The organism is uncultured Aquimarina sp. (assembly GCF_947492405.1).
In the GTDB taxonomy this organism is placed as follows: domain Bacteria; phylum Bacteroidota; class Bacteroidia; order Flavobacteriales; family Flavobacteriaceae; genus Aquimarina.
On record NZ_CANLMP010000006.1, the window covers coordinates 422,356 to 447,702 of the forward strand.

Genomic DNA, 25,347 nt, shown 5'->3' on the forward strand with positions numbered 1-25,347 from the left:
ATAGCGTACAAAATATTTATTATGAAATTCTTGCCTATTATAACATTCCTCGCATCTATCTCTTTATTTTCTCAAACTGAATATTTTATCGAAGATTTTTCTGATGAGTATTATGGGAAAGTTTATGTTAATCAAGGATTCGAAAATGAAGTTTTTAAACAAGGAAAAATAATTATTTACAAAAAGAAAACTAAAAAAGAGATCATCAAAATTAATTCTGAAGAACTAGCTTTTGAGCATAATGAAAAGGGAGCTATCAAAACCAATACTCTTCAATTACCCTATGGAGAGCAGAGTGTATTGATCTATGAGGATTTTAATTTTGACAATATAAAAGACCTTGCGATTCAGGATGGACAATTTAGTTGTTACCATGGACCATCGTATCAGATTTATTTAGGTAAGACAAACGGTTTTACTCATAGCCCAGAATTTACACAACTTGCTCAAGAATATTGCGGAATGTTTCAGGTTGATTATGAAACTAAAAAAATATTCACTAGGACCAAAAGCGGTTGTTGTTGGCATCAATTTTCAGAATATATTATCGAAAATGATCTCCCAAAAGTCATTCTCATTTCTGAAGAAGGATCTGGTATGAGTACTACAGGATACACATTTGATACGGTAGAAAAAAGATGGAATGGCTCAATTATGGTAAAAACGGTAAGTAAAAAATTATTGATTGAAGATATCGAGGAATCTATATTATTACGCTTTTTGTTAGAAAAAAACTCAAAGGAAGTAGTTCTTTTTACATCAGAAATAGACAAACTTAATTATGTATTCACTAATAAAGATGGTGAAATAGAGTTTGATTATGCCGTGGAAAATAGCGATCCTACATTCACTTTATCAGAAACAAATACCGAAATATCTTTAACCTTCAAAAATCTAGATGCTACGTATAAAATTTATAAGAACAAAAATGACCATAGTATGTGGATATCCGTAACCATAGGTACAAAAAGCTATTACAACAAAGCAGATGCAGAGAGTATTCAGGGGAAACTCAGTGTTTTAAAATCCAAAAATCTTCGAAACGTAACTAATTAAGTAAATCACATTTCTATCTGTAGTTAATTCTTCGTTTCTTTACATCTTAAATTATGAATGTGAATTACGTATCAGTAGAAAATATAGCGAAATCCTTTGGGGAGCGTATCTTATTTAAAAATATTTCTTTTGGAATTAATGAAGGCCAGAAAATTGGTTTTGTTGCAAAAAATGGAACAGGAAAAACATCCTTACTTAATATTATTGCTGGTGACGAAGAGCCTGATGAAGGGCAAGTGGTATATAGAAAAAATCTAAAAGTCGCTTTCTTACCTCAAGAACCAGACCTAGACCCTAACTTAACGATAGAACAAACTATTTTTGTGGCTGATAATGAAACCTTAAGGGTGATCAATGCCTACGAAAAAGCTTTAGAAAATCCGGATGATGCGGAAGCATATCAAAAAGCATTTGAGCAAATGGATGCATTGAATGCCTGGGATTTTGAGACACAATACAAACAAATTCTTTTTAAATTAAAACTTGAAAAGCTAGATCAAAAAGTAAGTCAACTTTCCGGAGGACAGAAAAAGAGATTGGCTTTAGCTAATATATTATTAAGCAAACCAGAATTGCTTTATCTTGATGAACCTACCAACCACCTGGATCTAGAAATGATCGAATGGCTGGAAGAATATTTTGCCAAAGAGAATTTCACGCTGTTTATGGTAACTCACGACCGTTATTTTCTGGAAAATGTATGTAATGAAATTGTAGAATTAGAAAATGGTAAGCTATATAATTACAAAGGTAATTATGCCTATTACTTACAGAATAAAGAAGCTAGAATTGCTAACGAAGAAATTGAGACTGGTAAAGCAAAACAACTTTATAAAAAAGAATTGGATTGGATGCGACGACAACCCAAAGCCCGCACAACTAAATCCAAATCCAGAATTGATGATTTCTATGAAATCAAAGAACGTGCTCATAAAAGAAGAAATGATCATGAAGTACAATTAGAAATCAATATGGAACGTCTGGGAAGTAAAATTCTGGAAATCCATAAAGTTTCTAAAAGCTTCGAAAATCTAACTTTATTAGACAAATATGAGTATGTATTCAGAAAAGGAGAACGCGTAGGGATTATTGGTAAAAATGGAACCGGAAAATCTACGTTTCTGAATATGCTTACTGGAGCTATCCAGCCGGATCAAGGAAAAATAGTAGTTGGTGATACCGTAAAATTTGGGTATTACACGCAGCGAGGAATAACCATTAAAGAAGGCCAAAAAGTAATAGAAGTAATTAGAGAATTTGGTGATTACATTCCTTTGAAAAAAGGAAGACAAATCTCTGCACAGCAACTGTTAGAACGTTTTTTATTCGACCGTAAAAAGCAATATGATTTTGTAGAAAAATTAAGTGGTGGTGAAAGAAAACGATTGTATTTATGTACTGTTCTTATACAAAATCCTAATTTCTTAATACTGGATGAACCTACAAATGACCTCGATATTGTAACCTTAAATGTTTTAGAAAATTTCTTACTTGATTTTCCAGGTTGTCTAATTGTAGTATCTCACGACCGTTATTTTATGGATAAAATAGTGGATCATTTGTTTGTATTTAGAGGAAATGCCATAATCGAAGATTTTCCTGGTAATTATTCTGATTATCGAACCTATGAAAACAGCCGAATACCAGAGAAAGTTAAAACTGTAGATACTGAACCTAAGACAAAAACTTCTTGGAAAAAAGAAAATAAGACTGCTTTATCTTATAATGAGCAAAAAGAATACAACCGTATAGAACGTGATCTAAAAAAATTAGAGATCCAGAAGAAAGAAATCGAAGCGCTTTTTACCAGTGGTACATTAGAAGGAGATAAAATTAACGAAGAATCGGCAAAACTAAAAAAGGTCATAGAAGATATAGAAGAAAAGGAAATGCGTTGGCTGGAACTATCTGAGAAAATGGAATAATCAAATCTATTTCCAGGACTGATGCTATTTAAAATTAAATCATATCTATTTTTTTTATGGAGATCCACCAATCAGCATGGTGTACATTCCCCTTTTGTATATAACTTAGTTACCAAATGTTTTTATGATAGAGATAAAAAAGCATCGTATGTATCGATTACATCCATCTATAAAAACAATGCTTCAGAGATAAGTTTAAAGAATCTAAAACTTCTAAACAGGTTAATAGGATATCTTAAATATAAGAAGATACTAGTTACTAAAAAATCATCTAGTTTTATAGACAAGGTTTTATCAGTTGATAATTTTACTACAATCTATTATTCTCCAGAAGATCTGGATCAATTTGACTTTATTTACTTAGATATTGATCAATTTAAAAAGCATCCTGGACTTTTGGATATTTTACTTTCAAAAACACATAATGATTCTCTTCTTCTTTTAAATTCAATAAATAAATCCAAAGAGAATCAAAACATTTGGCAACAATTACATAATCACCCTAAAACTAAAGTAACTATAGATACTTATAATTTGGGGTTCGTATTTTTTAGAAAAGAACAAGAAAAAGAACATTTTGTAATTAGAGTGTAACAACTTCTTGTTTGATGCGTCATATAGGCTAAAATCGTATCTTACGGCTAGAATTAATTTCATCGCATGGAAAACGTTATCGATATCAAAGGTATCATTAGAAATTTTCAATTAGGTCAAGAAACCGTTTATGTACTTAAAGGTATTGATCTGGAAATAAGAAGAGGAGATTACATTGCTATTATGGGACCTTCTGGGTCCGGAAAATCTACTTTAATGAATCTTTTAGGTTGTTTAGACACACCTACAGATGGCACTTACAACCTTAATGGAAATGATGTCAGTAAAATGACGGATGATGAATTAGCGGATATCAGAAATAAAGAAATTGGCTTTGTATTTCAAACTTTTAATTTACTACCAAGAACTACTGCTTTAGATAATGTTGCGCTCCCTATGGTGTATGCTGGGACTTCTAAAAAAGATAGAAATGCAAGAGCTGAAGAAGTACTAACAGATGTAGGGCTTGCGGATCGTATGGATCACAAACCAAATCAACTTTCTGGAGGTCAGCGACAACGAGTTGCAGTAGGTCGTGCCTTGGTCAATAAGCCTTCTATTATCTTAGCAGATGAGCCTACCGGAAACCTGGATTCTAAAACTTCTCTGGAGATCATGCAATTATTTGATGATATTCATGCTGCTGGTAATACTGTTATATTAGTCACACACGAAGAAGAAGTTGCTGCTCATGCACATCGAGTAATTCGATTAAGAGATGGTATGATTGAGAGCGATAAGAGAAATCAATAGTTTATAGTTTGGAGCTCATTATTTGAAAATATTAATTCGTATTTTGGTGTTTTACTAATTCGGATTCTATATGCAACCCATACATATTCTGCTTTTAATTGCCGCTTATTTCGGTGTATTACTTTTAATCTCATATTTCACAGGAAAAAGTTCAGGAAACGAAGCTTTTTTTAAAGCTAATAAGCAATCTCCCTGGTATATAGTTGCTTTTGGAATGATTGGTGCTTCCTTAAGTGGAGTTACGTTTATTTCCGTTCCTGGATGGGTTGAGGGAGCACAGTTTAGCTATATGCAGATCGTCTTCGGATATCTGGCGGGTAATTTTGTCATTGCGTATGTCTTAATGCCTATTTATTATGGATTAAACGTCACCTCTATTTATCAATATCTGGAAGAAAGATTCGGGATAGTTAGTTATAAAACAGGAGCATTCTTTTTCTTCATATCTAGAGTTTTAGGTGCCTCTTTCAGGCTTTATCTTGTGGCAATTGTATTACAACAGTATATTTTTGATGAATGGAATGTACCATTCGAAATTACCGTTATACTTTCTATACTGTTAATATGGATATATACCTTTAGAGGAGGTATAAAAACAATAGTTTGGACCGATACGTTACAGACATTATTTATGTTAATCGCCTTAGGAACGGCAATCTATTATATTAACGATCAAATAGGATGGTCTTTTTCAGAATTTCTCTCTTCCGAAGAATTAAAAAACTATGATAAAGTATTTTTCTTCGATAGCTTTTTAGAAAAAAATCATTTCTTCAAGTCATTTATCGGAGGTATGTTTATTGCCATCTGCATGACTGGACTGGATCAAGATATGATGCAAAAAAATCTGACCTGTCGTAATTTAAAAGAAGCACAGAAAAACATGGTTTCTTTTAGTTTTGTGTTGATAGTGGTAAACTTTATTTTTCTTCTATTAGGTGCGTTACTATTTATATATGCAGATCAATTTAATATAGCCACTCCTATTGTAGATGGAAATGTAAAAACAGATTTGCTGTTCCCAGAAATAGCCATTAATGGTGGATTAGGTATCGTATTAGCTGTGGCTTTTATTCTTGGACTAGTTGCTGCGGCATATAGTAGTGCTGATAGCGCACTAACGTCTCTAACAACCTCTTTTTGTATTGATTTTTTGGGAATTGAGAAAAGAGATCAAAAAGATCAAGTAGCTATCCGAAAGAAGACCCATATTGCGATGAGCATCTTATTGATCATTGTGATTATAATTTTCAAACATGTATTAACTGAAAATGTAATCAGTAATTTACTAACTGTTGCTACTTTTACGTACGGTCCATTACTAGGATTATTTGCTTTCGGAATTTTTACCAATTATGAAATAAAAGATCAATATACTTGGATCGTAGCCTTGATCTCTGTTCTGGTTATTGTTGGTGTATGGAAAATACCTTCTGAGTTAATTGGTGGGTATAAAATTGGTTATGAATTACTCCCTCTCAATGGATTACTTACATTTTTGGGATTAATATTGATTCGTAGAAAGTAATACTAAAGTACAAGCTACCTCAGCTTCAATATTAGCTTGCTTCAGGATACTATAAAATTCAGGATTTTCAGTTCCCGGATTAAAAATCACTCTTCTAGGATTGAGACTTACGATGTACTCATAATATTGTTGCTGACGCATCGGATTCAGATATAAAGTAATTGTATCGACATCTTCAAAATCAATTAAACTAGTCTCTATTTTAATTCCAGACACTTTTCCTTCCCTAAGTCCAATCGCAACGACATTCTGTTTATGATTTACTAATCTATGAATAGCCAGATTAGAATATCGATTAGTTTTTAAAGAAGCTCCTAATACCAAGGTCTTTTTAGACATATTACTTAATAATTTAGTTGCAAAATAAAGTTAACACCCTAGTGTTTCATCGTTTAAACGTTAAAAATAAACCCAAAAATGTTAAAAACAAAAACCACCTGTAACATAAGTAATGTCTCTCGCGTCTTATAAGAAAGAAATATGATTTTTCATAAATTTAGTTAGTTAGTTACTTAATAATCAAATTTTATTCATAGTTGATGGTTAGTGTTACTATTTGATTATTATAGAAGATCGCCCCTTATCCAGGGGCGATTTTTGATTCTATAATTTATTGTTAAAAAAAAATTATAGTGTAACAGTTTTTTCTCTAATTCGTCATATAACAAACACGCTTAATCAACGTGTACAATATTAGAAAACAAGCATAAATGTATTATGTAATACAAAGTACAATGCTTAGCATAAAAATCAATCAAATAAACGTAAGATGAAAACAATCAATCTACTTGGCTTGTTTATAAGTCAAAAAACAATTCTATTATTTCTATCATTATATTGTGCTATAGTAACTGCACAACCTAATAACGATGCAATTGTAGGAACTATTAAGGGAAAAGTAATCGATAAAGGACTTAACCAGCCTATACCCTATGCCACAATTATTATCAATGATGGAGCAGAAAAATTAATCAGTGGTGGTATTACCAAAGAAGATGGAACTTTTTTAATTACGGATGTTCCTAAAGGAAATTACACTTTGAAAATACAATTTATTGGATATACTAGTTATAACCAACCTATTGAAATTTCAAGAAAAAATAAGGATATAGATGTCGGTATCATTTCTTTAGAAGAAGAAGCTCAAGCATTAGACGATGTCACTATTATCGCAGAGCGAACTACTATCGAACAAAAAATCGATAGAAAGGTGATCAATATTGGAAAAGACCTAACCACTACAGGAGGAACTGCTGCTGAAATTATGCAAAACATTCCTTCAGTAAATGTAGATCAAGATGGTAATATCGCGTTACGTGGTAATCCCAATGTACAAATATTAATAGATGGGAAACCCACCAATATTTCTCCAACGCAATTATTAAAACAAATACCGTCTACCTCCATTAAATCTGTGGAATTAATAACTAATCCATCTGCTAAATATAATCCAGAAGGTATGAGTGGTATTATCAATATTGTTTTACGTAAAAATGCTAATATTGGTTTTAACGGAAACATAAACCTGGGAGTAAATTGGGATAGAAATGCACGATTTAATAGTTCTATAGATCTAAACTACCGAAGTGGTAAAATAAATATATACGGAAATTATGGAGCAAACATTACCAAAAACTTAAACCAAGGTTTTGTATTTAGAGGAGACCAAAACTATAGAACTGATTTTCGCTTTTTGGATAATAACAAATCTCATTTGTTTAAGGTAGGCTTTGATTATTATATCAATGATCAGAATACTATATCCTTTTATACTAATCAAAATTTATTTGATGGTACTACCGCTGGAACAACGGATATACTATTTTTTGATACACCAGGAGATAATATTTTTCAAGATCTTGTAAATAATAATAGTAATCTTGGATCTACTTATAATTTTGATTACAAACATGATTTTAAAAAAGAAGGGCACAATATAGAACTAGAAGTTGATTATAATATTTTCGATGGAGATAGTGATGATGATTTCAATTTTATTGGAGGATCTACATTAGATTATAATGATGTACTAAATAACGAACGTACAAACACAACAATCAACTTGGATTATGTAAATCCTTTATCAGAAAAAGCAAAACTAGAACTCGGATATGAAGGTCGATTAAGACGAACGGATAATGAATATCAATCTACCTTTTTTGACGATTCTAAGTATCAATATGATAGAGATATTCATGCATTATATGCCACTTATGGAAAAAACTATGAAAAATGGTCGTATCAAATTGGGGCGAGATTAGAAAATTATCAGGTAGAAGCAATTTTTAATAATGAAAAAGTATTTGAAGATGATATTTTCACAATTTATCCATCTGCATATCTAACCTATAAACCAGGCGAAAAGAATAACTATCAATTAAGTTATAGTCGAAGAGTAGACAGACCAGGATTAAATCAGGTAAATCCAATAAGAGAATGGAGCACCCCAAGAATTACTTCTAGAGGAAATCCTGAACTAGATCCTCAATTCACAAATTCAATTGAGCTTAATTATACTCGTAAACTAAAAGGAGGCTCTATTACGGCCGGAACTTTCTATCGTTTGATAAATGATGAAATCAATCAGACTTTATTAGCGGACCCAACGGTAGAAGAAGGTCAGATACTTACTTTTGAAAATTTTGACAACAATTCTGCTTATGGAATAGAGATTTCTAGTAATTATCGCCCAACAAAATGGTGGAATTTTAATGCAAGTTTTGATCTCTATGCTCAAACTCAAAAAGGTATTGTAGAAGACGTAATAGAAGTTAATGGAATGGATGAAATTATTCAAGTGTCTAGTGAAGTAGATGCTTTAGTTTATAATTTTAGAATAAATAATAATTTTAAGGCTACTAAAAACTTAACATTTCAAGTATTTGGATTCTATAGAGGTGAACAAGAAGGAATCCAATTTAAAACAAAACCATTTTATTTCGTTAATACTGGAGCACGTTATAACTTCTTACAAGGAAAAGGAACTGCAAGTATTAACTTCAATGATATTTTTAATACGATGCGCTTTAGATTTTCTGGAGATTTTCCTTTCGAACAAAACGGAGAATTTCAAGGAGAAACACAAACAATTTTTCTGGGATTATCATATCGCTTTGGTAGTGGGAAAAACAGAAAAGTTTCTAGAAAAAGAAGAGATAAAAATGAAAAATCCGGTGGAGGAATACTTTAAATTCACTAAACAATATGTTAATATGCTAAAATATTCGCAGATAATTTGTTAAATTTAATAAATATCTAATAAAAACAGTTCAAAGTTAAATAAATGCAAAAAAAGTAATGTTTTTGTAACACTATGCAAATTGTTACGTCTATTATAGTACCATTATGGTTATAATTTATTTGAATTAGCCTTTAAAGAAAAAAAATAACCCGGTAATAAAAAATCGCGAAGCTAACTAGTTTCGCGATTTTTGTTTTATTAAAATTTTAATGCTTTCTCATTACCACCTAATAATCGCACTCCCCCAGGTAAAACCACTCCCAAAAGCTGCTAAAACAACTAAATCACCTTCCTTTATTTTTCCTTCTTCCCAAGCTTCGGTTAAGGCAATTGGAATTGAAGCTGCAGTAGTATTACCATATCGTTGAATATTATTATACACCTGATCATCAGATAATCTAAATTGCTTTTGCACAAATTGAGAAATTCTTAGATTAGCTTGGTGAGGTATTAACATATTTATATCCGTAGCGGCAAGATTATTTTTCTGTAATCCTTCATTAATAACTTCAGAAAAACGCACGACTGCATTCTTAAATACAAATTGACCATTCATATATGGATAATAAGGTATATTCTCCTGATCATTTTCTTCAATAATCTCAGGAACCCAATGTTCTGTACTTGGTCCTTCTAAAGATAATTCTTTAGCGTGTGCTCCTTCACTATGCAAATGTGTAGATAACACACCTCTCCCATCTTCGTTTTCATTTCTTGATAAGACCATTGCTCCTGCTCCATCACCAAATATTACGGAAACTCCTCTACCTCTTGTAGTCATATCAAGTCCTCCACTATGATTTTCACTACCTATAATCAAAACATTCTTATACATACCAGTTTTGATAAACTGATCACCAACAGATACAGCGTATACAAATCCACTACACTGATTACGAACATCTAGGGCTGGGATTGTACTCATATCCATCATATCCTGAACCCTGACTCCACCGCCAGGAAAATACATATCAGGACTCAATGTTGCAAAAATGATAAGGTCTATATCATCTTTTGTTAATTTTGCTCTTTCCAGAGCTATTTTCGCCGCTTTTACTCCCATAACAGAAGTACTATTTCCATCTCCTTTTTTAATATGACGTCTTTCTTTTATACCGGTACGTTCTTGAATCCAAGCATCGTTAGTATCCATTACCTTAGAAAGATCGTCATTAGTTACAACATTTTCAGGAACATAGCTTCCTAATCCTGTTACTTTTGAAGTATACATATATTATAATATTGAGTGTGTATTGTATGTAATAATAGTTTATTACTAATGTTTTTTAAAAAACTGCAAAGCAAGATATGTATTCTTAGGTTTTTGATAAAAGAAACTGCAATCTTATTGTATGCACGCATAACAAATCCCTGTTTTATCCAGATCGATTAAAACCTAAATGCTTTCAGAAAAAATTTAAAAACTTTCTATTTTGGTTTAGTAACAAATAAGAAAGCTATCTATTCAAATTTTAGTTCGATAAACATATTCTTTAAAATTTTAAAACTTTCTTAATAACCTTATTCCTTCTATCATTGATTACAATAGTATATAGACCAGAAGGAAAGGGGTTTAAAGACAATTTATTTCTTTTAGAAAGATTATATTTTTCCTTAATTATTTGTCCTTTTTTATCATATACGATATAAGACACGTTAGTATCCTCTGTATCTAAATCAATATAAATAGCATTTAGTGGTTGATTTAAATATACCGAAAATGTATCGTATAAAGTTTCTTCTGAATTATCCTGATGTATTGATTGTATATTCATATCCAAACTATTTTCTCCTTATTATTAATTGAAATTAGCAATACATAATTCTTGATTAAAGCAAGTAATGTGTGCTGATATGATTAAAACTAAGGAATCTGAATATTTGAGAAGATCAATAATTTTGCTGAAAAATTACTTTTTTCGATTAATGACCTATAAAATCTACAAAAGTATTTCTTGACATTCATCTGGGTTAAATATTTCTGTTTTAAAAAAGCGAAAGGCACGCCAACCACAGCATGCCTTTCTAACAACCTAACCAATAAATAAACAAACCAAAGCCAGTCGAGATCGACTAGCTAAAGGTACTTTTCAAAATTTTTAACACGGATCGTCGCTTTCAGATCATGTAACAAATTGTATAAGCCAAAAAATGTTCTATTGATATACAAGAAGTGTTTACTACCTCTATTACCATTCATCTTTCTTAGCTCTGTATCTTTAGAGTACTTCTCACTTAATGCTGTTATTTCGTTCCAAAATTCTTCATCAGCAAAGTCAAAGACCTCTGCATTGAATGGTTTTGTAAACAAACTGAGCATTTCATAGAATAACCCCGAGAAAAATGCTTTCTCTTCAGTAGAATCATCTTCTCGGAGTATTTCCAGCTCGAACATCTTTAGGGCAAAAAAATCTGGGTTCTCTATATTTTCTTTTTCGGCTAACTCAAAATACGGTGTATAAAATTCCAAAGGAACTTTCTTAACACAACCAAAATCTATTGCAATTAAATTGTCGTTCTTATCAACCAGGAAATTTCCAGGATGTGGATCTGCATGCACTGCTTTTAAGATATGCATCTGATACATATAAAAGTCCCAAAGCGCCTGACCTATTTTATCAGCTTTTTCTTGATCTGCATTTTGTTTTGCAAACTCGCTTAGATGCACACCATCCATCCAGTCCATCGTAATAATGCGTTTGCTGGATAATTCTTCATAATACTTAGGAAAAGTAAGATTCGGAATTTTAGAACAAGCTTCGGTTATTTCCTTACTTTGTTGTACTTCTAACACATAATCCGTTTCTTCTAAGAGTTTCCCTTCTAATTCTTGAAAATACTTATCAGAATCTTTGCCTTTTAAATTAAACATTCTGATGGCGATGGGTTTTACCATCGCCAAATCAGAACTTATACTGTCTGCAACTCCAGGATATTGAATTTTCACAGCAAGTTTTTTCCCGTCTTTAGATGCCTTGTGTACCTGTCCGATACTGGCAGCATTAACAGATTGAGTTGCAAACGTATCATATAAATCTTCAGGATATTTTCCGTGATACTTTTTAAATGTCCTTCTAACCAATGGCGCAGATAATGGAGGAACGCTAAATTGGGCTAAAGAAAATTTCTCTACATATGCATTTGGCAGTATATTTTTCTCCATCGAAAGCATTTGCGCAACCTTTAGAGCACTACCCTTTAAGTTTTTCAATCCATCATAGATATCAGCAGCATTGTTTTCATTTAGCTGATCTCTAGTTGTTTTAGGATTGACAGCTTTTTTACTGTAATACTTAAGATAATTTCCACCTACCTTAACACCAGTTTTAACAAGTTCTGTCGTTCTTCCTATTTTTGTAGTAGGTATTTTATCTATTGTCTTCATATATTATCTGTATACTTGTTGTATATGATTAGAAACCACTAATTCCACATTGATTTTTCTTTCCACAAGAATTTTCCGAAATCTAATACGCTACTTAATGGCGTATTATCAAATAGATCGAAAATTGTATTTACCGACTTCTCTATAGCAATATCAGTTTTTTCGAATCCTGTAGATTCATCGTCCATCCAAAATTTTAACAGAAACAAAAACTGCAACCAAGCACCCTCTGAATAAACGGAAACGGGATTTTTAGCTATTCTAAATAATTTTTCATCGTTATCAATCTCAATCAATTCCTTTGCAAAATGTTTTATGTGCTTTCGTAACCCCTTTAACTGTCCTAAATTTTTTAGAGGTACTTCGTGATATCTCAAAGTCAAAAGAACATAACTTCTATTAAGTGTTAGTAATTCGAAAAAAGTAAAAAAGAACGTTAACATTTTATCTTTGCTAGATAAACCTTCGTACTCCTCATTATTATTCATAGCATCAATAGCAGTACTAAAAAAAGTATTCCATATTCCTTTGTTTACACCATCCAAACTACCAAAAAACTCATAGAATTCTTCTTCCTTAATTTTTGATTCTTTACAAAATTTATATACTGATTTTGGATACTCATCATGCTCCAAAACGTAGTTCATATACTTGGTAATGATATACTGACTATCAATTGTTTGCTTTTTATTAGATGCTCCCATAATTGTTATTTTACACTGTAAATATAAACATTGTTTAACTTTTTACTCAAAAACCTAAACAAAAAATTTGTTAAAGTTGTTTCAGAAAAAATGAAACTTAATTTCTATGTTTTACAATAGACGAAACATTAGTACTTTCCTTACGTTTTATCAATCCTTCTGCTATTTCTGTGTCAGTTTGTCAGCAATGCAGAATTGGTATTTTTTTTGACTATAAAGAGTCCAGAAGTGATAATTAAAATTAAAACATAAATAAAATGGCAACAGGAAGTATTAATGTATCAGTAGAAAACATTTTTCCTTTGATTAAAAAGTTCTTGTATTCGGATCATGAGATCTTTTTACGAGAGTTAATATCTAACGCAACAGATGCAACACTAAAACTAAAACATTTAACAAATATTGGTGAGGCTAAGGTAGCATATGGCAACCCTAAGATTGAAGTTAAAATTGATAAAGAAAATAAGTTACTTCATATTATCGATCAAGGGATCGGTATGACAGCAGAAGAGGTTGAAAAATATATTAACCAAGTAGCTTTTTCTGGTGCAGAGGAGTTTTTAGAAAAATATAAAGACAGCGCAAAAGATTCTGGAATCATTGGTCATTTTGGTTTAGGATTCTACTCAGCATTTATGGTAGCTAATAAAGTAGAGATCATTACCAAATCATATACAGACGCTCCAGCGGCGCACTGGACTTGTGATGGTTCTCCTACATACACAATAGAAGCTCATGATAAAACTGAAAGAGGTACAGAAATCATCCTGCATATTGGAGAAGATGATACAGAATTCCTAGAGGAAAGTAGAATCAGCGAATTATTGGTAAAATATAATAAGTTTATGCCTGTTTCGATTAAATTCGGAACGAAAACAGAAACATTACCAAAACCAGAAGATGCTAAGGAAGAAGATCCTGCACCTACTCAAGAAGTTGATAATATTATCAACAACCCTAATCCAGCCTGGACAAAACAACCAACTGATCTAAAAGATGAAGATTATAAAGGTTTTTATAGAGAATTGTACCCAATGCAGTTCGAAGAGCCTTTATTTAATATACACCTTAACGTAGACTATCCATTTAATCTTACAGGGATTTTATATTTCCCGAAGCTTGGCCAGGATATGAATATGCAGAAGGATAGAATTCAATTATATCAAAATCAGGTTTTTGTAACGGATAATGTAGAAGGTATTGTTCCTGAATTTTTAACAATGCTTCGCGGTGTTATTGACTCTCCTGATATTCCATTAAACGTTTCCAGATCTTATCTGCAAGCAGATGGAGCTGTAAAGAAAATCTCAAGTTACATCACTCGTAAAGTGGCGGATAAACTAAATTCTCTATTCAAAAATGACAGAGAAGATTTTGAAAAGAAATGGAATGATATTAAAGTAGTTATCGAATATGGAATGCTTTCTGAAGATAAGTTCTTCGAAAAAGCTGATAAATTTGCTTTATATCCTACAGTAGATGAAACCTATTTCACTTTTGAAGAATTACAGGAAAAAATAAAAGAAAATCAAACAGATAAAGATAATAAACTGGTGGTCTTGTATGCTTCTGACAAGGATGAACAACATCCTTATATATCTGCAGCAAAAGACAAAGGATACGAAGTATTGTTATTAGACTCTCCTATTGTTTCGCATCTGATCCAAAAATTAGAAACTAGTAAAGAAAATATTTCTTTTGTTCGTGTTGATGGTGATCATATTGATAACCTGATCAAAAAAGATGAGGAAACTATTTCTAAATTATCTGATGAAGAAAAAGAGGCTTTAAAAGTTGATTTAGAAAAGGTGATTCCAGCTGAGAAATACACAGTTCAATTAGAAGCGATGGATAGTAATGCATCTCCGTTTATAATTACACAACCAGAGTTCATGCGCCGTATGAAAGAGATGCAACAGACTGGCGGAGGCGGAATGAATATGTTTGGTAATATGCCAGAGATGTACAACCTAATTGTCAATACAAATCATGAGCTTATTGGTCAGATTAAAGACACTAAAACAGATAAAAAGAAAGAACGTTTGATTAAGCAATCACTAGATTTGGCGAGACTATCCCAGAACTTACTGAAAGGTGAAGAATTGACTGAATTTGTAAAACGTAGTTTTGAGATGATTAAATAGAGAAGTTAGATATTAGATCGCTAACGCTATTAGATATAAGACCGCTTTGCTGTTGAACAGTAGAAGCGGTTTTTTTATATTTGAAGAAATCAAACTTTAATACAATGTATTCATCAATCAAGCTTTTTTATAAAATAACTACAATACTACTCTTTTCGGTATTTTTTAACCCCGTTGTTTCCCAAACATCTGATTCTGTAGAAGAGATGAAAAATTATCTTCAAACAAAGGATGGCAATAAAATAGAACTTCATCCCTTATTAGGAGTTACGAGCTTTACACGTTTTGTGCATGTAACCGAACCTAATAAAAATGGTAAACAAGGAAGGTACTTAAAAATTAAAAAGATAGATGTTGAAAAAATAATCCTTAGAAATGAAGTTCATGTCCCTCTGGATCCAAACGCTAAAAGACCATACATTTTTAGGATTGTTGCTAAGAACGACAACTATACTTTAGGAATTACAGACAGAATTAAGAAATCTAAAAATAGTGTTTTTACAAGAGAATATTTTGGTATTTATGACAATCAGGGCAATGAAATTCATTTTAGTAAATTAAACAGAAATAAGCTTAAAAGTATTGAAATTATAAAAATGTATTTTGGCGATTGCTTAGATGAACAATTACCGTCTTCTAAAGAAGAAATTAAAAAAAGTAATGGTTTACTTTATGGAGCAAACCAAATTAGCTGTGATTGATTCTTGTTTTAAAAAAACAATTCTACGGACATATCTAGTATTTTATTATTTTTACAATATAACTCCTTTCTTTTAGGACAATTCTACAAATGAGAAATACAATCTATCTTTTCATACTACTATTATCAGCTTGTTTTAATGCAAATGGACAAGAAAATGTTTCAGGTTATTTACATCTGGAAAACTCTGAGAACTGGGAAGAAAAAGTGAATTTAAGTAAAGTACAATTAAACGGCACAGCTAATGGATATACCTATATCCCTATTGCTTCCTCTTCGATTTCTAAAGAAGGATATTTTTCCTTTGACCAAAAATGGTTTGACAACAAAGATCAAATATATAGAATTCATGTAAATCCAATTAAATCAATATCAAGACGCACAGGTGTTGCTAAAAACTCTAAGTTATTCATTTTATCAAAAAAAGACTCCATATATTTTGAAAAAGGAACATCACTTTTTGATTCTTACACAACTAATAATAAGGCTCACAAGGAATGGCAACAACTAAAAAAATTCGAATCTAAATTTGAAAGTTTACACGACGATTTTGATACTGAAAAGTATTTACTTAGGACTAAAGGGTATGCAAAAGACTCCCTACAGATTCTTCTGGTAAAACTAATAAGTATTAAGAAACTCGATGATAAAAAATTACTGGAAAAAGATATCAAAGAAAATACTGCTTATTATACCAGCTTATTAAAAGAATTAAAATCGAGCGAAATTGATCCAGCCTTATTCTTATATCTAGAGAATAAACTTTCTTTGGTTTACAAAGAAAATACTGATGAAAAATACTCTATAAGTATACTCCTAAATGGTATCGCCTGTTTGATTATAATCGCTCTGGTTTTTTTAATTTTTAAAAGACGAAGAAATAGTCAAAATAACAATTTAGTGTCTTTAAGTAAACAAGAAAATACTATTAAAGAACTAATCATTTCAGGAAAAAGTAATAAAGAAATCGCTAATGAACTGTTTATCAGTATTAATACCGTAAAAACACATATCTCTAATATTTATAGTAAATTGCATATCAGCAGTCGAAAAGAACTAATTAATAAATAGTGGTATTACTTAGAATCTTTAATAAGGGTCTTTACTTTTCCCACTAGCATTTCATGGGTTTCATCACCAAAATTATCTTCAATTTCTAAAAAACTAATCAACTCATTAGATATCTTTTCATCGTTATTTTCGATATAATTAAAACTAAATCTTTTAAATTTTTTGATTGATACTTTCTTATCAAAAATTTTGAAGACATTAAAATGCCTTTTATCTAGTTCTATTTTGGTGAATAATCTATCTACATCCTCTACATGACCTTCTATAATTTGAAAAAAAGTATCATTGCTATATATAAGAACTCCACCTATTCCAATTTTATTATTATTTGTCATAGTATCTATCAAAAGCTCTTCTATTTCTTCTCTATCTAACTTTGAAGAGTTACTTAAATAACTAATAGTTTTAATTTCCTTGGAAGTTTGCATACTTTAAAATAATTTGTAAAAATCATGGTATTATTAAAACTCAAACACTTAATTATTAAACCATAAGATAGTTCAAGTTTATTAAAAAAAGGAGATTTTTCCCCAAATAACTAAGTTTTAACTATTGTTTAATCTTAGATGATTGATAAAAATAGATGCCGCTTATATGTTATAATAATCAGATACATAATTTTATATTCTTCTATTCAGGTTATTTTCTTGTCTATAAAATTTTCAAAACATTAGTTCTCTTTAATACTGATAAGGTTTAGGAGATTATCACAAACCACTTATTTTCAAACAGTTTAAACAAAATCATACCAGTACTAGTACTTTATTACGACTATTTATAATCTACTTTTATTAATTTTTACTATTCATTTGATTTCCTAAAAAGGCAATCAAAAAAATGAATATATTTCTTTTTAAAAGATGGAATCTTATACTGGGTTGGGCTGTATTTTTTATTTCCTTAATGGTTTATATAAATACTGTAGAACCTACCAATAGTTTTTGGGATGTAGGTGAATACATTTCCACTTCTTCAAAATTACAAATAGCACATCCTCCCGGCGCTCCTTTGTTTCAAATGATTGGTGCTGTTGCCTCTATGTTTGCCACACATCCAGAACAAATTGCATATACATTGAATATTGCATCAGGAACTGCTAGTGCATTTACCATACTATTTATGTTTTGGTCAATTACCATTCTTCTTACTAATTTGGCAAAAGCCAAATCAAATCTTACTAAAAATACATGTATTGCTATATTAGGAAGTGGAGTCACTGGTTCCCTAGCCTTTGCTTTTACTGATAGCTTTTGGTTCAATGCCGTGGAAGCAGAAGTATATGCTATGGCAACTCTCATTCTATCTATTATGTTCTATTTAGGACTTTTATGGCAACGAGACATGAATTCTCAACAAGGGAATAAATGGATCATCTTAATTTCTTTTATCATTGGACTTTCTTTCGGTGTTCACTTTATGGGGTTATTATCCATTCCAGCAATAGGGTTATTGTATTATTTCAAAAATTATAAAACCATAACTCTCAAAAATTTTATAATGGCTAATGTTATTGTGATTGCCATATTACTGTTCATATTCAAAATGCTACTTCCGTATACGTTAACTTATTTTGGAGTTTCTGAAATATTCTTTGTCAACTCAATGGGGCTACCTTTTCATTCAGGAACCATTATAGCAGGTATAAGTTTGGTAGTTTGTTTTTACCTAGGATTAAAATACACCAGAAAAAAATCTTATCCATTAATCCATACCTCTTTACTCTGTGTTCTTTTTATTTTAGTTGGGTTTTCTAGCTGGTTAATGATTCCGATTAGAGCAAATGCTGGCACGGTGATTAACGAAAATAACCCTAATAATGCTAGAGAACTATTAGCATACTACAATCTGGAACAGTATCCAAAAACACATCTGTTTTATGGTCCTCAATTCACTGAAATCTATGGTAATTTAGATGAAGATGAGCCATACTTAGATGACAAACCGAAATACGAAAAAGATATAAAAACAGGACAATATGAAATTGTAAATGATTGGAAAAATGCTAGACAGAATTTAGATAATAGCCATAAAACTTTATTACCTAGAATGTGGAGTACTGAGCATATCAGTAATTACATGTTATTTAGCGGACCTTTAAAATTCTCTATAAAACCAGAATATCAGGATGAAAAAGAACTTGTAGATACTGTTATTGATTTTAGAAAACAATATGCAGCAGATGCATTAGACTACAGTGATTATCATAAATTTTTAGAATCGTTTGGTCAGTTTTTGGATGTCGAACCACCTTCATTTTGGGATAATGTATCATATTTATTTCAATATCAAATTAACTATATGTATTGGCGATATTTTATGTGGAATTTTGTTGGTAGACAAGATGATATTCAGGGTAAATTATCTTCTTTACACGGTAATTGGCTTAGTGGAATTTCGTTTATTGACGAATATCACCTTGGATCTCAGGATAATTTACCAAATGATGCCAAAAAAAATAAAGCTAGAAACACCTATTATTTTATTCCGCTTATTTTGGGTTTAATTGGATTAGTTTTCCAATTGAAACAAGATAAAAAGAATTTCTGGGTATTATTTATGTTCTTTTTGTTTACTGGATTATCATTAAAAATATACCTTAATGAAAGACCTTTTGAACCCCGAGAAAGAGATTATGCTTTGGTAGGCTCTTTTTATGTATTTGCCATTTGGATTGCATTTGGAGTATATGCGCTTTTCGACCTATTAAAAGATCAAATCAATTCTAAAAAGGCTGCATACATAACAATTCTAATTTCACTACTTGGAGGACCTTCTTTATTGATTGCTCAAAACTGGGATGATCACGATCGATCCAATCGATATACAGCTCAATCATCCGCTAAAACATATTTATCCTCTTGTCAGAAAGATGCAATTTTATTTTCTATTGGCGATAATGATAGTTTTCCATTATGGTATGTACAAGAAATAGAAGGATACCGAACGGATATACGTATTCTTATCACCAATTTATTGGCGACAGATTGGTATATAGATCAAATGAAAAGGGCCGCTTATGAAGGTAAACCTGTTCCTTCGCAGTTAGAACACGCGTTTTATACCTATGGAAATAACGATGCGATCTTTTACAAAGCGGTAACAAAGGATACTATGCTTATCAAAAACTGGATGCGTTGGATCACATCCGATGATGATAGAACCAAAGGAGAGCTTATGAATGGAAAAATAGTATCCACCTTTCCTACCAAAAACATTAGAATTCCTGTTGATAAGGAAGCCGTATTAAAAAACGGAATAGTATCTGAAAAAGATGCAGATAACATTGTTCCTTATATCGATATTCAGCTAAAAGGTAATTATATCCCTAAACACAGACTGGTGATGCTAGATATAATAGCCAATAATAACTGGGAACGTCCTATTTACTTTACCGGAGGTAGTTTTGGGGATGATGATTATATCTGGATGAAAGACTACTTACAATTAGACGGAATGACATATAAACTTGTTCCTATTAAAACTAAGGTGAATCCAAACAATCCCTATCAATTAGGAAGAGTTAACACCGAAGTTATGTATAAAAATGTTAAAGAGTGGGAATGGGGAAATGGAGATAGAAAAGATATTTATCACGATACAGAAACTAGAAAAAACGGAATATCTTACAGGACTAATCTTAGCAGATTAGCTAAGCAATTAATCAAAGAAAATCAGCTAGGTAAAGCTGAAGAAATCCTGGATTTGGGTATAAAAAAAATGCCTTTAGATATCTATGAATATTATACACCTTTACACTCTTTTGTAGATAATTATTATCAAATAAACAAAATTGAAAAAGCTAGGACCCTGTGGAGAGAATTAGCTGCAAAATATCAAGAACAACTACGTTATTTTTCAAACTTATCATATAAAAGACAGCAAGAACATTTTGAAAGTATTATGGATAACGTGACATATTATCGGGATCTTGTGGATACTTTGGTGGAAAATCAAGATGAAGAACTGATAACTATTGAAATAGATACATTTAATCGGTATATCAATTTGTTTCCAAGGTTCTTTGCGAAACAAGAACTACTACCTCAACCCAATTCCCAATCGGGAAATAATGAGGATTTATTAAAGGAATTAGAATTAGAACAGGACATCAAGTAATGATGATAACACGTTTGGAATATTAACATAATAATTAAGTTCAGTGATTTTCTCAAATAAACTTTTATTAACTATTTATTTAAAAAGCTTACATAAGGGAAATTTCAACTGAAAAATTTGGTTCAACTATTTAAAAAAGCTACATTAGCTATTGCCTATAAAAATAGTTTATAGGGAATGTAGTTATAAATAAATATTGGTATATGCAAATATCTCTTCCATTCGATGGACTTCGAATTTGCCCCAAAGGTTTCTATAACAATTGGGATTAATATGTCAGTAAGTAGCTTTAACCAGTTCATTTCTGTTAAATTTACAAAGTTATTTAAGTACCTAGATGGTAGCGAGACTACTCAGATAGCGGGGGTTTTAAATGGTTAGTACTAAACCAGAAATCTCCGCTTTGCAGTTTAAATAAAATGGACAAAATAAAAAAGTACTCTAAAGAGCATAATGAATTATTCTCAGAATGGATTGCTAAGGAAAAAAGAGCATTCAAATCTGGAAAAAGGAGATACCTTCATTTTGATCCATTTATAAATATTTATAAAAGAACCTCCTTTTTTAAAGAGTATTTTTCCAAAGAGAAAAATGTAGCATCTCATTCATTTTACCCTTTTTTACGTTCAACTATTAAAACCCAAAAAGTCAAATGGCAAATCAAACAAGATGGAACCAAAGAAAGGGTATGGCTTCCATTCAAAAAAAGAGAAATTTTTTATGCATCTCATTTTGATGCCTTCATATTTTCTTGGTATTCTACTATTCTATCTGACAGATATGAAGAAAAACTAAAATCATATTGTCTTCAAAATATCCCAATAGCATATAGAAGTATTGAAAAAAAATGTAACATTGATTTTGCAAAAGAAACCTTTGACCATATCAAAGAAAGAAAAGAATGTGTTACAATTGCACTTGATTTTTCTGGTTTTTTTGATAATATGGATCATGAATTATTAAAGAAAAGCTGGTGTGCTGTTATAAATGAAGACAAATTACCTAAAGACCATTATAAAATATTTAGAAATATTACAAATTTTGATTTTATCGATAATGACCAAGTGCTATCAAAGTACTTCCCTTTCATAAAATTCAAAAACGATCATCCTAAGAATAAAAGAATTACTACTCCCGAAGAATTTCGGTTTTTAAGATCAATTGGTTTAATTAAAAAAAATCCATTTACGAATCAAATAAAGAATAGTGTCAGAAAAGGTGCAATGTGTGGTATACCCCAAGGTCTTCCAATATCAGCAACTTTATCAAATATTTATTTACTAGAGTTTGATAAAATTTTAAACGAATATTTGAAACTAAAAGATGGTTTTTATAGAAGATATAGTGATGACATATTAATAGTCTGTACTAAAGAAAACCTTAATGAAATCAAAAAAATTGTTTATCATTTGACAGACAAATTTGAATTAGAGCTAAATCACAAAAAAACAGATATTACAGAATTCAAAATAAATAGAAATAAGCTTCAGTCTTTTTATTTAGCTACAAAGAAAAGGAAAAATATGCAGTACTTAGGTTTTGAATTTAACGGAGACGAGATATACATAAGATCATCAAGTATAGGAAGATACCATAGGAAAATGAAAGGAGGTTCCAGAGAAATTGTAAAATCTGCTTTCGGAAAAAAAGCTAAAGGAGAAACAATTTTTATCAAAAAGTTGATTTTAAAATACACCAATTTTGGAAAAAACAACTTTATTTCTTACTCCATTAGAGCAGCTAATAGTCTTAGTTCTATAACTATTAAAAAACAAACAAAAAATAGTAGCGAAAAATTAAAAAAGACACTTAAGCAAAAAGCAGAAAATAGAAAAAGTGCATTTAAGAAAAAGAAAAAGCCTATAAAACCTATTAAGTTTTTCAATTAGACTACCCTTAATTCGAATCTAGATTACAACAAAACCTAGTAATTTAAGCTTTCCGATAGTTTCGCATTTTCAAAAAGAACAAATCCCTATTAGTATGATCAACAAGGACATTCAAATGTTAAATTTCTTTAAAAAATTATTTTAGTTAGGATTCCTTACTATATTTGCATCAGAATTTTTTAACCTTAAAAATTATTAAAATGAGTAAATCAATTTTTTATCACGCAGGATGTCCAGTTTGCGTAAGTGCCGAACATGACATCCTTCACCTAATCGGAGCTTCTAATGTAGAAGTTGTTCATCTAGGAGAAGAGCAATCAACAATTATCGATGCGGAGAAAGCTGGTGTTCAATCTGTTCCTGCATTAGTAACGCCTAATGGCAATGTGTTACATATCAATTATGGAGCATCTCTATCTGATGTAAAAAAATAAAAATTTTAAATTAAATAGTTAGGATTCCTAATTTAAAAGAATCCTAACTATTCTAAAACTAATAGAAATTATGAAACATTTATTTTTTTTAATAACTATACTATTAAGCAATATATTATTTGCTTGTGATGAGTGTAAGAAATACGATAATGATGACTTAAAAATTACCGCAGTTAGTGTTACCCACCTACAGGATATATCAAGCACTATTTGGGAAATTAAAGTAAAAGGAAACGCTGGAAAAACCACACCAAAGCCAGCAGGGCAACTTAACGGAGCTCCAGTTTTGGGATATGTTTTTCCAACTACATTGAATCCCATAGATGTTGGTTTTAATAGTACTGAAGGAATTGTAGCTTTGGCATTAACATCGCATCCAGATTTTGACGACACTCCATTATGGGATGAAAACTATGATCAGAAGTATGATAATGATGGTGTTATATGGCACCCACATTGGGTAATTCTTCACCCGGATGAAAGAGTAAAAGGAGGATTATCAGTAAAGCAATTTAAAAAAGTAGATACTACAGTAAAACTACCTCCTACTAATCCTGGGATGCCGATGTATATGGATTCTCCAGGTTTTCAAGTGATTACTAAAGAAAACTCTATTAAAGTAGTCATTCCAGATTATAGAATAAGTAATCAAACTAATTTCAAGTTTGATGCTGTATCTGCTTATATGCAAGTAAATACAGAAAAAAAAGATCTTCCTATGCTTGGTGTTTATGAAGTATATAGTGTTCTAAGTACTGATCTATCTTTACCTTATAATGTTGAATTTAAATAATCGAAAAAATGAAAATAGCTGTTTGGGATACTTATGTTAACCGAAAGGACGGGTTTCTAATGCATTTTGACATCCTTGTTCCAGATAACATAAAGGAAGAAAATCAAATTTTAGGATATGGTAAAAAATACCTGGATACTAAACCTTTTGACACTTCTAATCTAACATCTGACGAATGTAGATTTTGTCATATCGAAAAAGCTCCTCCAGAACTCGTTCATCTAATAGAAACTCAAGGGTATGCTATTATCGAAATGGAAAATTGTCTATAAACTATATAAAAAGTGATTAGGATTGCTAACTTTGCTAATGAGAAAGTTATCTTTCTCATTAGTATTTTATGAATAAGAGTATTTTTAATATCCCATTCCAACAAGGAGATACCCAAAGTAAAATTGTCATTGGGTTAGAAAGAATATCCGAAACTTTTCGGGTTTTACTATGGGAACACGCTAAAATTATAGGTTTAAGTCCCATACAGATTCAGATACTAATTTTCGTAGCCTATCACAAAGAGCATCTTTGTACTGTAAGCTATCTAGCAAAAGAATTCAATGTTACTAAGCCTACGATAAGCGATGCCGTAAAAGCGTTGGATAAAAAGGAAATGATTCGAAAAACCAAAACTTCTACGGATAGTAGAAGTTATTCGATTATTTTAACTGATCAAGGACAGAAAGCCGTTTCGGATACTGAAAATTTTGCAGACCCTATTAAGCAATTGCTTACTAATATTGAGAAAAAAGATCAGGAAGTTTTATTAAAAATTATAAATACGTTGATCTTTAAACTTAATAGATCCGGAATTTTATCTATTCAAAGAACTTGCTATGCCTGTAAATTTTATGAAAAGACAAAAAATGATCATTACTGTAATTTTATCCAAACATCACTAAAGGATTCGGAAATTAGATTAGACTGCCCAGAATTCGAAGAAAAGGTATAAAAAAACCTCCTGATCCAAGTTTTCAGGAGGTTTTACTATATTCACTATTCTCTAAAGGGTAGTAGATC

21 protein-coding genes are annotated in these 25,347 nt (G+C 30.9%); 15 read left to right on the forward strand and 6 right to left on the reverse strand.

Going from position 1 to position 25,347, the window contains the following annotated elements; translation table 11 throughout:
- Positions 1-21: 21 nt before the first annotated feature.
- From Q0829_RS21430 to Q0829_RS21450, 5 genes are all read left to right on the forward strand, one after another.
- Positions 22-1,056 carry a hypothetical protein gene (locus tag Q0829_RS21430; RefSeq protein WP_298546794.1) on the forward strand — a complete coding sequence of 345 codons (1,035 nt, stop codon included), beginning with the start codon at positions 22-24 and terminating at the stop codon, positions 1,054-1,056.
- Positions 1,057-1,109: 53 nt separating this feature from the next.
- Positions 1,110-2,981: an ABC-F family ATP-binding cassette domain-containing protein gene (locus Q0829_RS21435; protein ID WP_298546796.1), complete on the forward strand. Its 1,872-nt coding sequence runs from the start codon at positions 1,110-1,112 to the stop codon at positions 2,979-2,981.
- A gap of 21 nt (positions 2,982-3,002) precedes the next feature.
- Positions 3,003-3,575, forward strand: coding sequence for a hypothetical protein (locus Q0829_RS21440; protein ID WP_298546798.1), 573 nt, complete (start codon positions 3,003-3,005; stop codon positions 3,573-3,575).
- A 66-nt stretch (positions 3,576-3,641) separates the two neighbouring features.
- Positions 3,642-4,328: an ABC transporter ATP-binding protein gene (locus Q0829_RS21445; protein WP_298546800.1), complete on the forward strand. Its 687-nt coding sequence runs from the start codon at positions 3,642-3,644 to the stop codon at positions 4,326-4,328.
- Between the two features lie 70 nt (positions 4,329-4,398).
- Entirely contained in the window at positions 4,399-5,856 is a 1,458-nt protein-coding gene (locus Q0829_RS21450; protein ID WP_298546802.1) for a sodium:solute symporter, read from the forward strand.
- Here Q0829_RS21450 and Q0829_RS21455 read toward each other — a convergent pair.
- Entirely contained in the window at positions 5,833-6,195 is a 363-nt protein-coding gene (locus Q0829_RS21455; protein WP_298546804.1) for a CoA-binding protein, read from the reverse strand. The genes Q0829_RS21450 and Q0829_RS21455 overlap by 24 nt on opposite strands.
- Positions 6,196-6,625: 430 nt before the next feature.
- On the opposite strand from Q0829_RS21455, the gene Q0829_RS21460 reads away from it, so the two are divergent.
- The gene (locus tag Q0829_RS21460; RefSeq protein WP_298546805.1) at positions 6,626-9,046 is read left to right on the forward strand and encodes a TonB-dependent receptor; all 2,421 of its coding nucleotides are present in this window, start codon (positions 6,626-6,628) and stop codon (positions 9,044-9,046) included.
- Positions 9,047-9,317: 271 nt separating this feature from the next.
- Here the strand turns inward: Q0829_RS21460 and Q0829_RS21465 are convergent, their stop codons facing one another.
- The 4 genes from Q0829_RS21465 to Q0829_RS21480 form a co-directional block, all read right to left on the reverse strand.
- Positions 9,318-10,328, reverse strand: coding sequence for a beta-ketoacyl-ACP synthase III (locus Q0829_RS21465; RefSeq protein WP_298546806.1), 1,011 nt, complete (start codon positions 10,326-10,328; stop codon positions 9,318-9,320).
- Positions 10,329-10,590: 262 nt separating this feature from the next.
- Positions 10,591-10,872: a T9SS type A sorting domain-containing protein gene (locus tag Q0829_RS21470; protein ID WP_298546808.1), complete on the reverse strand. Its 282-nt coding sequence runs from the start codon at positions 10,870-10,872 to the stop codon at positions 10,591-10,593.
- Between the two features lie 302 nt (positions 10,873-11,174).
- Positions 11,175-12,482: an AarF/ABC1/UbiB kinase family protein gene (locus Q0829_RS21475; RefSeq protein WP_298546810.1), complete on the reverse strand. Its 1,308-nt coding sequence runs from the start codon at positions 12,480-12,482 to the stop codon at positions 11,175-11,177.
- A gap of 38 nt (positions 12,483-12,520) precedes the next feature.
- The gene (locus Q0829_RS21480; RefSeq protein ID WP_298546812.1) at positions 12,521-13,186 is read right to left on the reverse strand and encodes a TetR family transcriptional regulator C-terminal domain-containing protein; all 666 of its coding nucleotides are present in this window, start codon (positions 13,184-13,186) and stop codon (positions 12,521-12,523) included.
- Positions 13,187-13,443: 257 nt separating this feature from the next.
- Here Q0829_RS21480 and htpG point away from each other — a divergent pair, with 257 nt between their 5' ends.
- The 3 genes from htpG (at position 13,444) to Q0829_RS21495 (ending at position 17,101) form a co-directional block, all read left to right on the forward strand.
- Entirely contained in the window at positions 13,444-15,330 is a 1,887-nt protein-coding gene (htpG, locus tag Q0829_RS21485; protein WP_298546814.1) for a molecular chaperone HtpG, read from the forward strand.
- Positions 15,331-15,434: 104 nt separating this feature from the next.
- Positions 15,435-16,031: a hypothetical protein gene (locus tag Q0829_RS21490; RefSeq protein ID WP_298546816.1), complete on the forward strand. Its 597-nt coding sequence runs from the start codon at positions 15,435-15,437 to the stop codon at positions 16,029-16,031.
- Positions 16,032-16,120: 89 nt separating this feature from the next.
- Positions 16,121-17,101 (forward strand): LuxR C-terminal-related transcriptional regulator, encoded by a 981-nt coding sequence (locus tag Q0829_RS21495; RefSeq protein WP_298546818.1) that lies wholly within the window; start codon positions 16,121-16,123, stop codon positions 17,099-17,101.
- 5 nt (positions 17,102-17,106) lie between these two features.
- On the opposite strand, the gene Q0829_RS21500 is transcribed toward Q0829_RS21495, so the two are convergent.
- Entirely contained in the window at positions 17,107-17,529 is a 423-nt protein-coding gene (locus Q0829_RS21500) for a BLUF domain-containing protein (protein WP_298546820.1), read from the reverse strand.
- A gap of 409 nt (positions 17,530-17,938) precedes the next feature.
- Here Q0829_RS21500 and Q0829_RS21505 point away from each other — a divergent pair, with 409 nt between their 5' ends.
- The 6 genes from Q0829_RS21505 (at position 17,939) to Q0829_RS21530 (ending at position 25,279) form a co-directional block, all read left to right on the forward strand.
- A complete protein-coding gene (locus Q0829_RS21505; protein WP_298546822.1) occupies positions 17,939-21,217 on the forward strand; it encodes a DUF2723 domain-containing protein in 3,279 nt (1,092 codons plus the stop codon).
- A 419-nt stretch (positions 21,218-21,636) separates the two neighbouring features.
- Positions 21,637-23,106, forward strand: a complete 1,470-nt coding sequence (gene drt2 / locus Q0829_RS21510; RefSeq protein ID WP_298546823.1) for an antiviral reverse transcriptase Drt2 — start codon at positions 21,637-21,639, stop codon at positions 23,104-23,106.
- Between the two features lie 200 nt (positions 23,107-23,306).
- Positions 23,307-23,540, forward strand: coding sequence for a thioredoxin family protein (locus Q0829_RS21515; protein ID WP_298546824.1), 234 nt, complete (start codon positions 23,307-23,309; stop codon positions 23,538-23,540).
- Between the two features lie 70 nt (positions 23,541-23,610).
- Positions 23,611-24,333, forward strand: coding sequence for a hypothetical protein (locus Q0829_RS21520; RefSeq protein ID WP_298546826.1), 723 nt, complete (start codon positions 23,611-23,613; stop codon positions 24,331-24,333).
- A gap of 8 nt (positions 24,334-24,341) precedes the next feature.
- Positions 24,342-24,605, forward strand: coding sequence for a DUF2024 family protein (locus Q0829_RS21525; RefSeq protein ID WP_298546828.1), 264 nt, complete (start codon positions 24,342-24,344; stop codon positions 24,603-24,605).
- Between the two features lie 68 nt (positions 24,606-24,673).
- A complete protein-coding gene (locus tag Q0829_RS21530) occupies positions 24,674-25,279 on the forward strand; it encodes a MarR family winged helix-turn-helix transcriptional regulator (RefSeq protein WP_298546830.1) in 606 nt (201 codons plus the stop codon).
- Positions 25,280-25,347 lie beyond the last annotated feature (68 nt).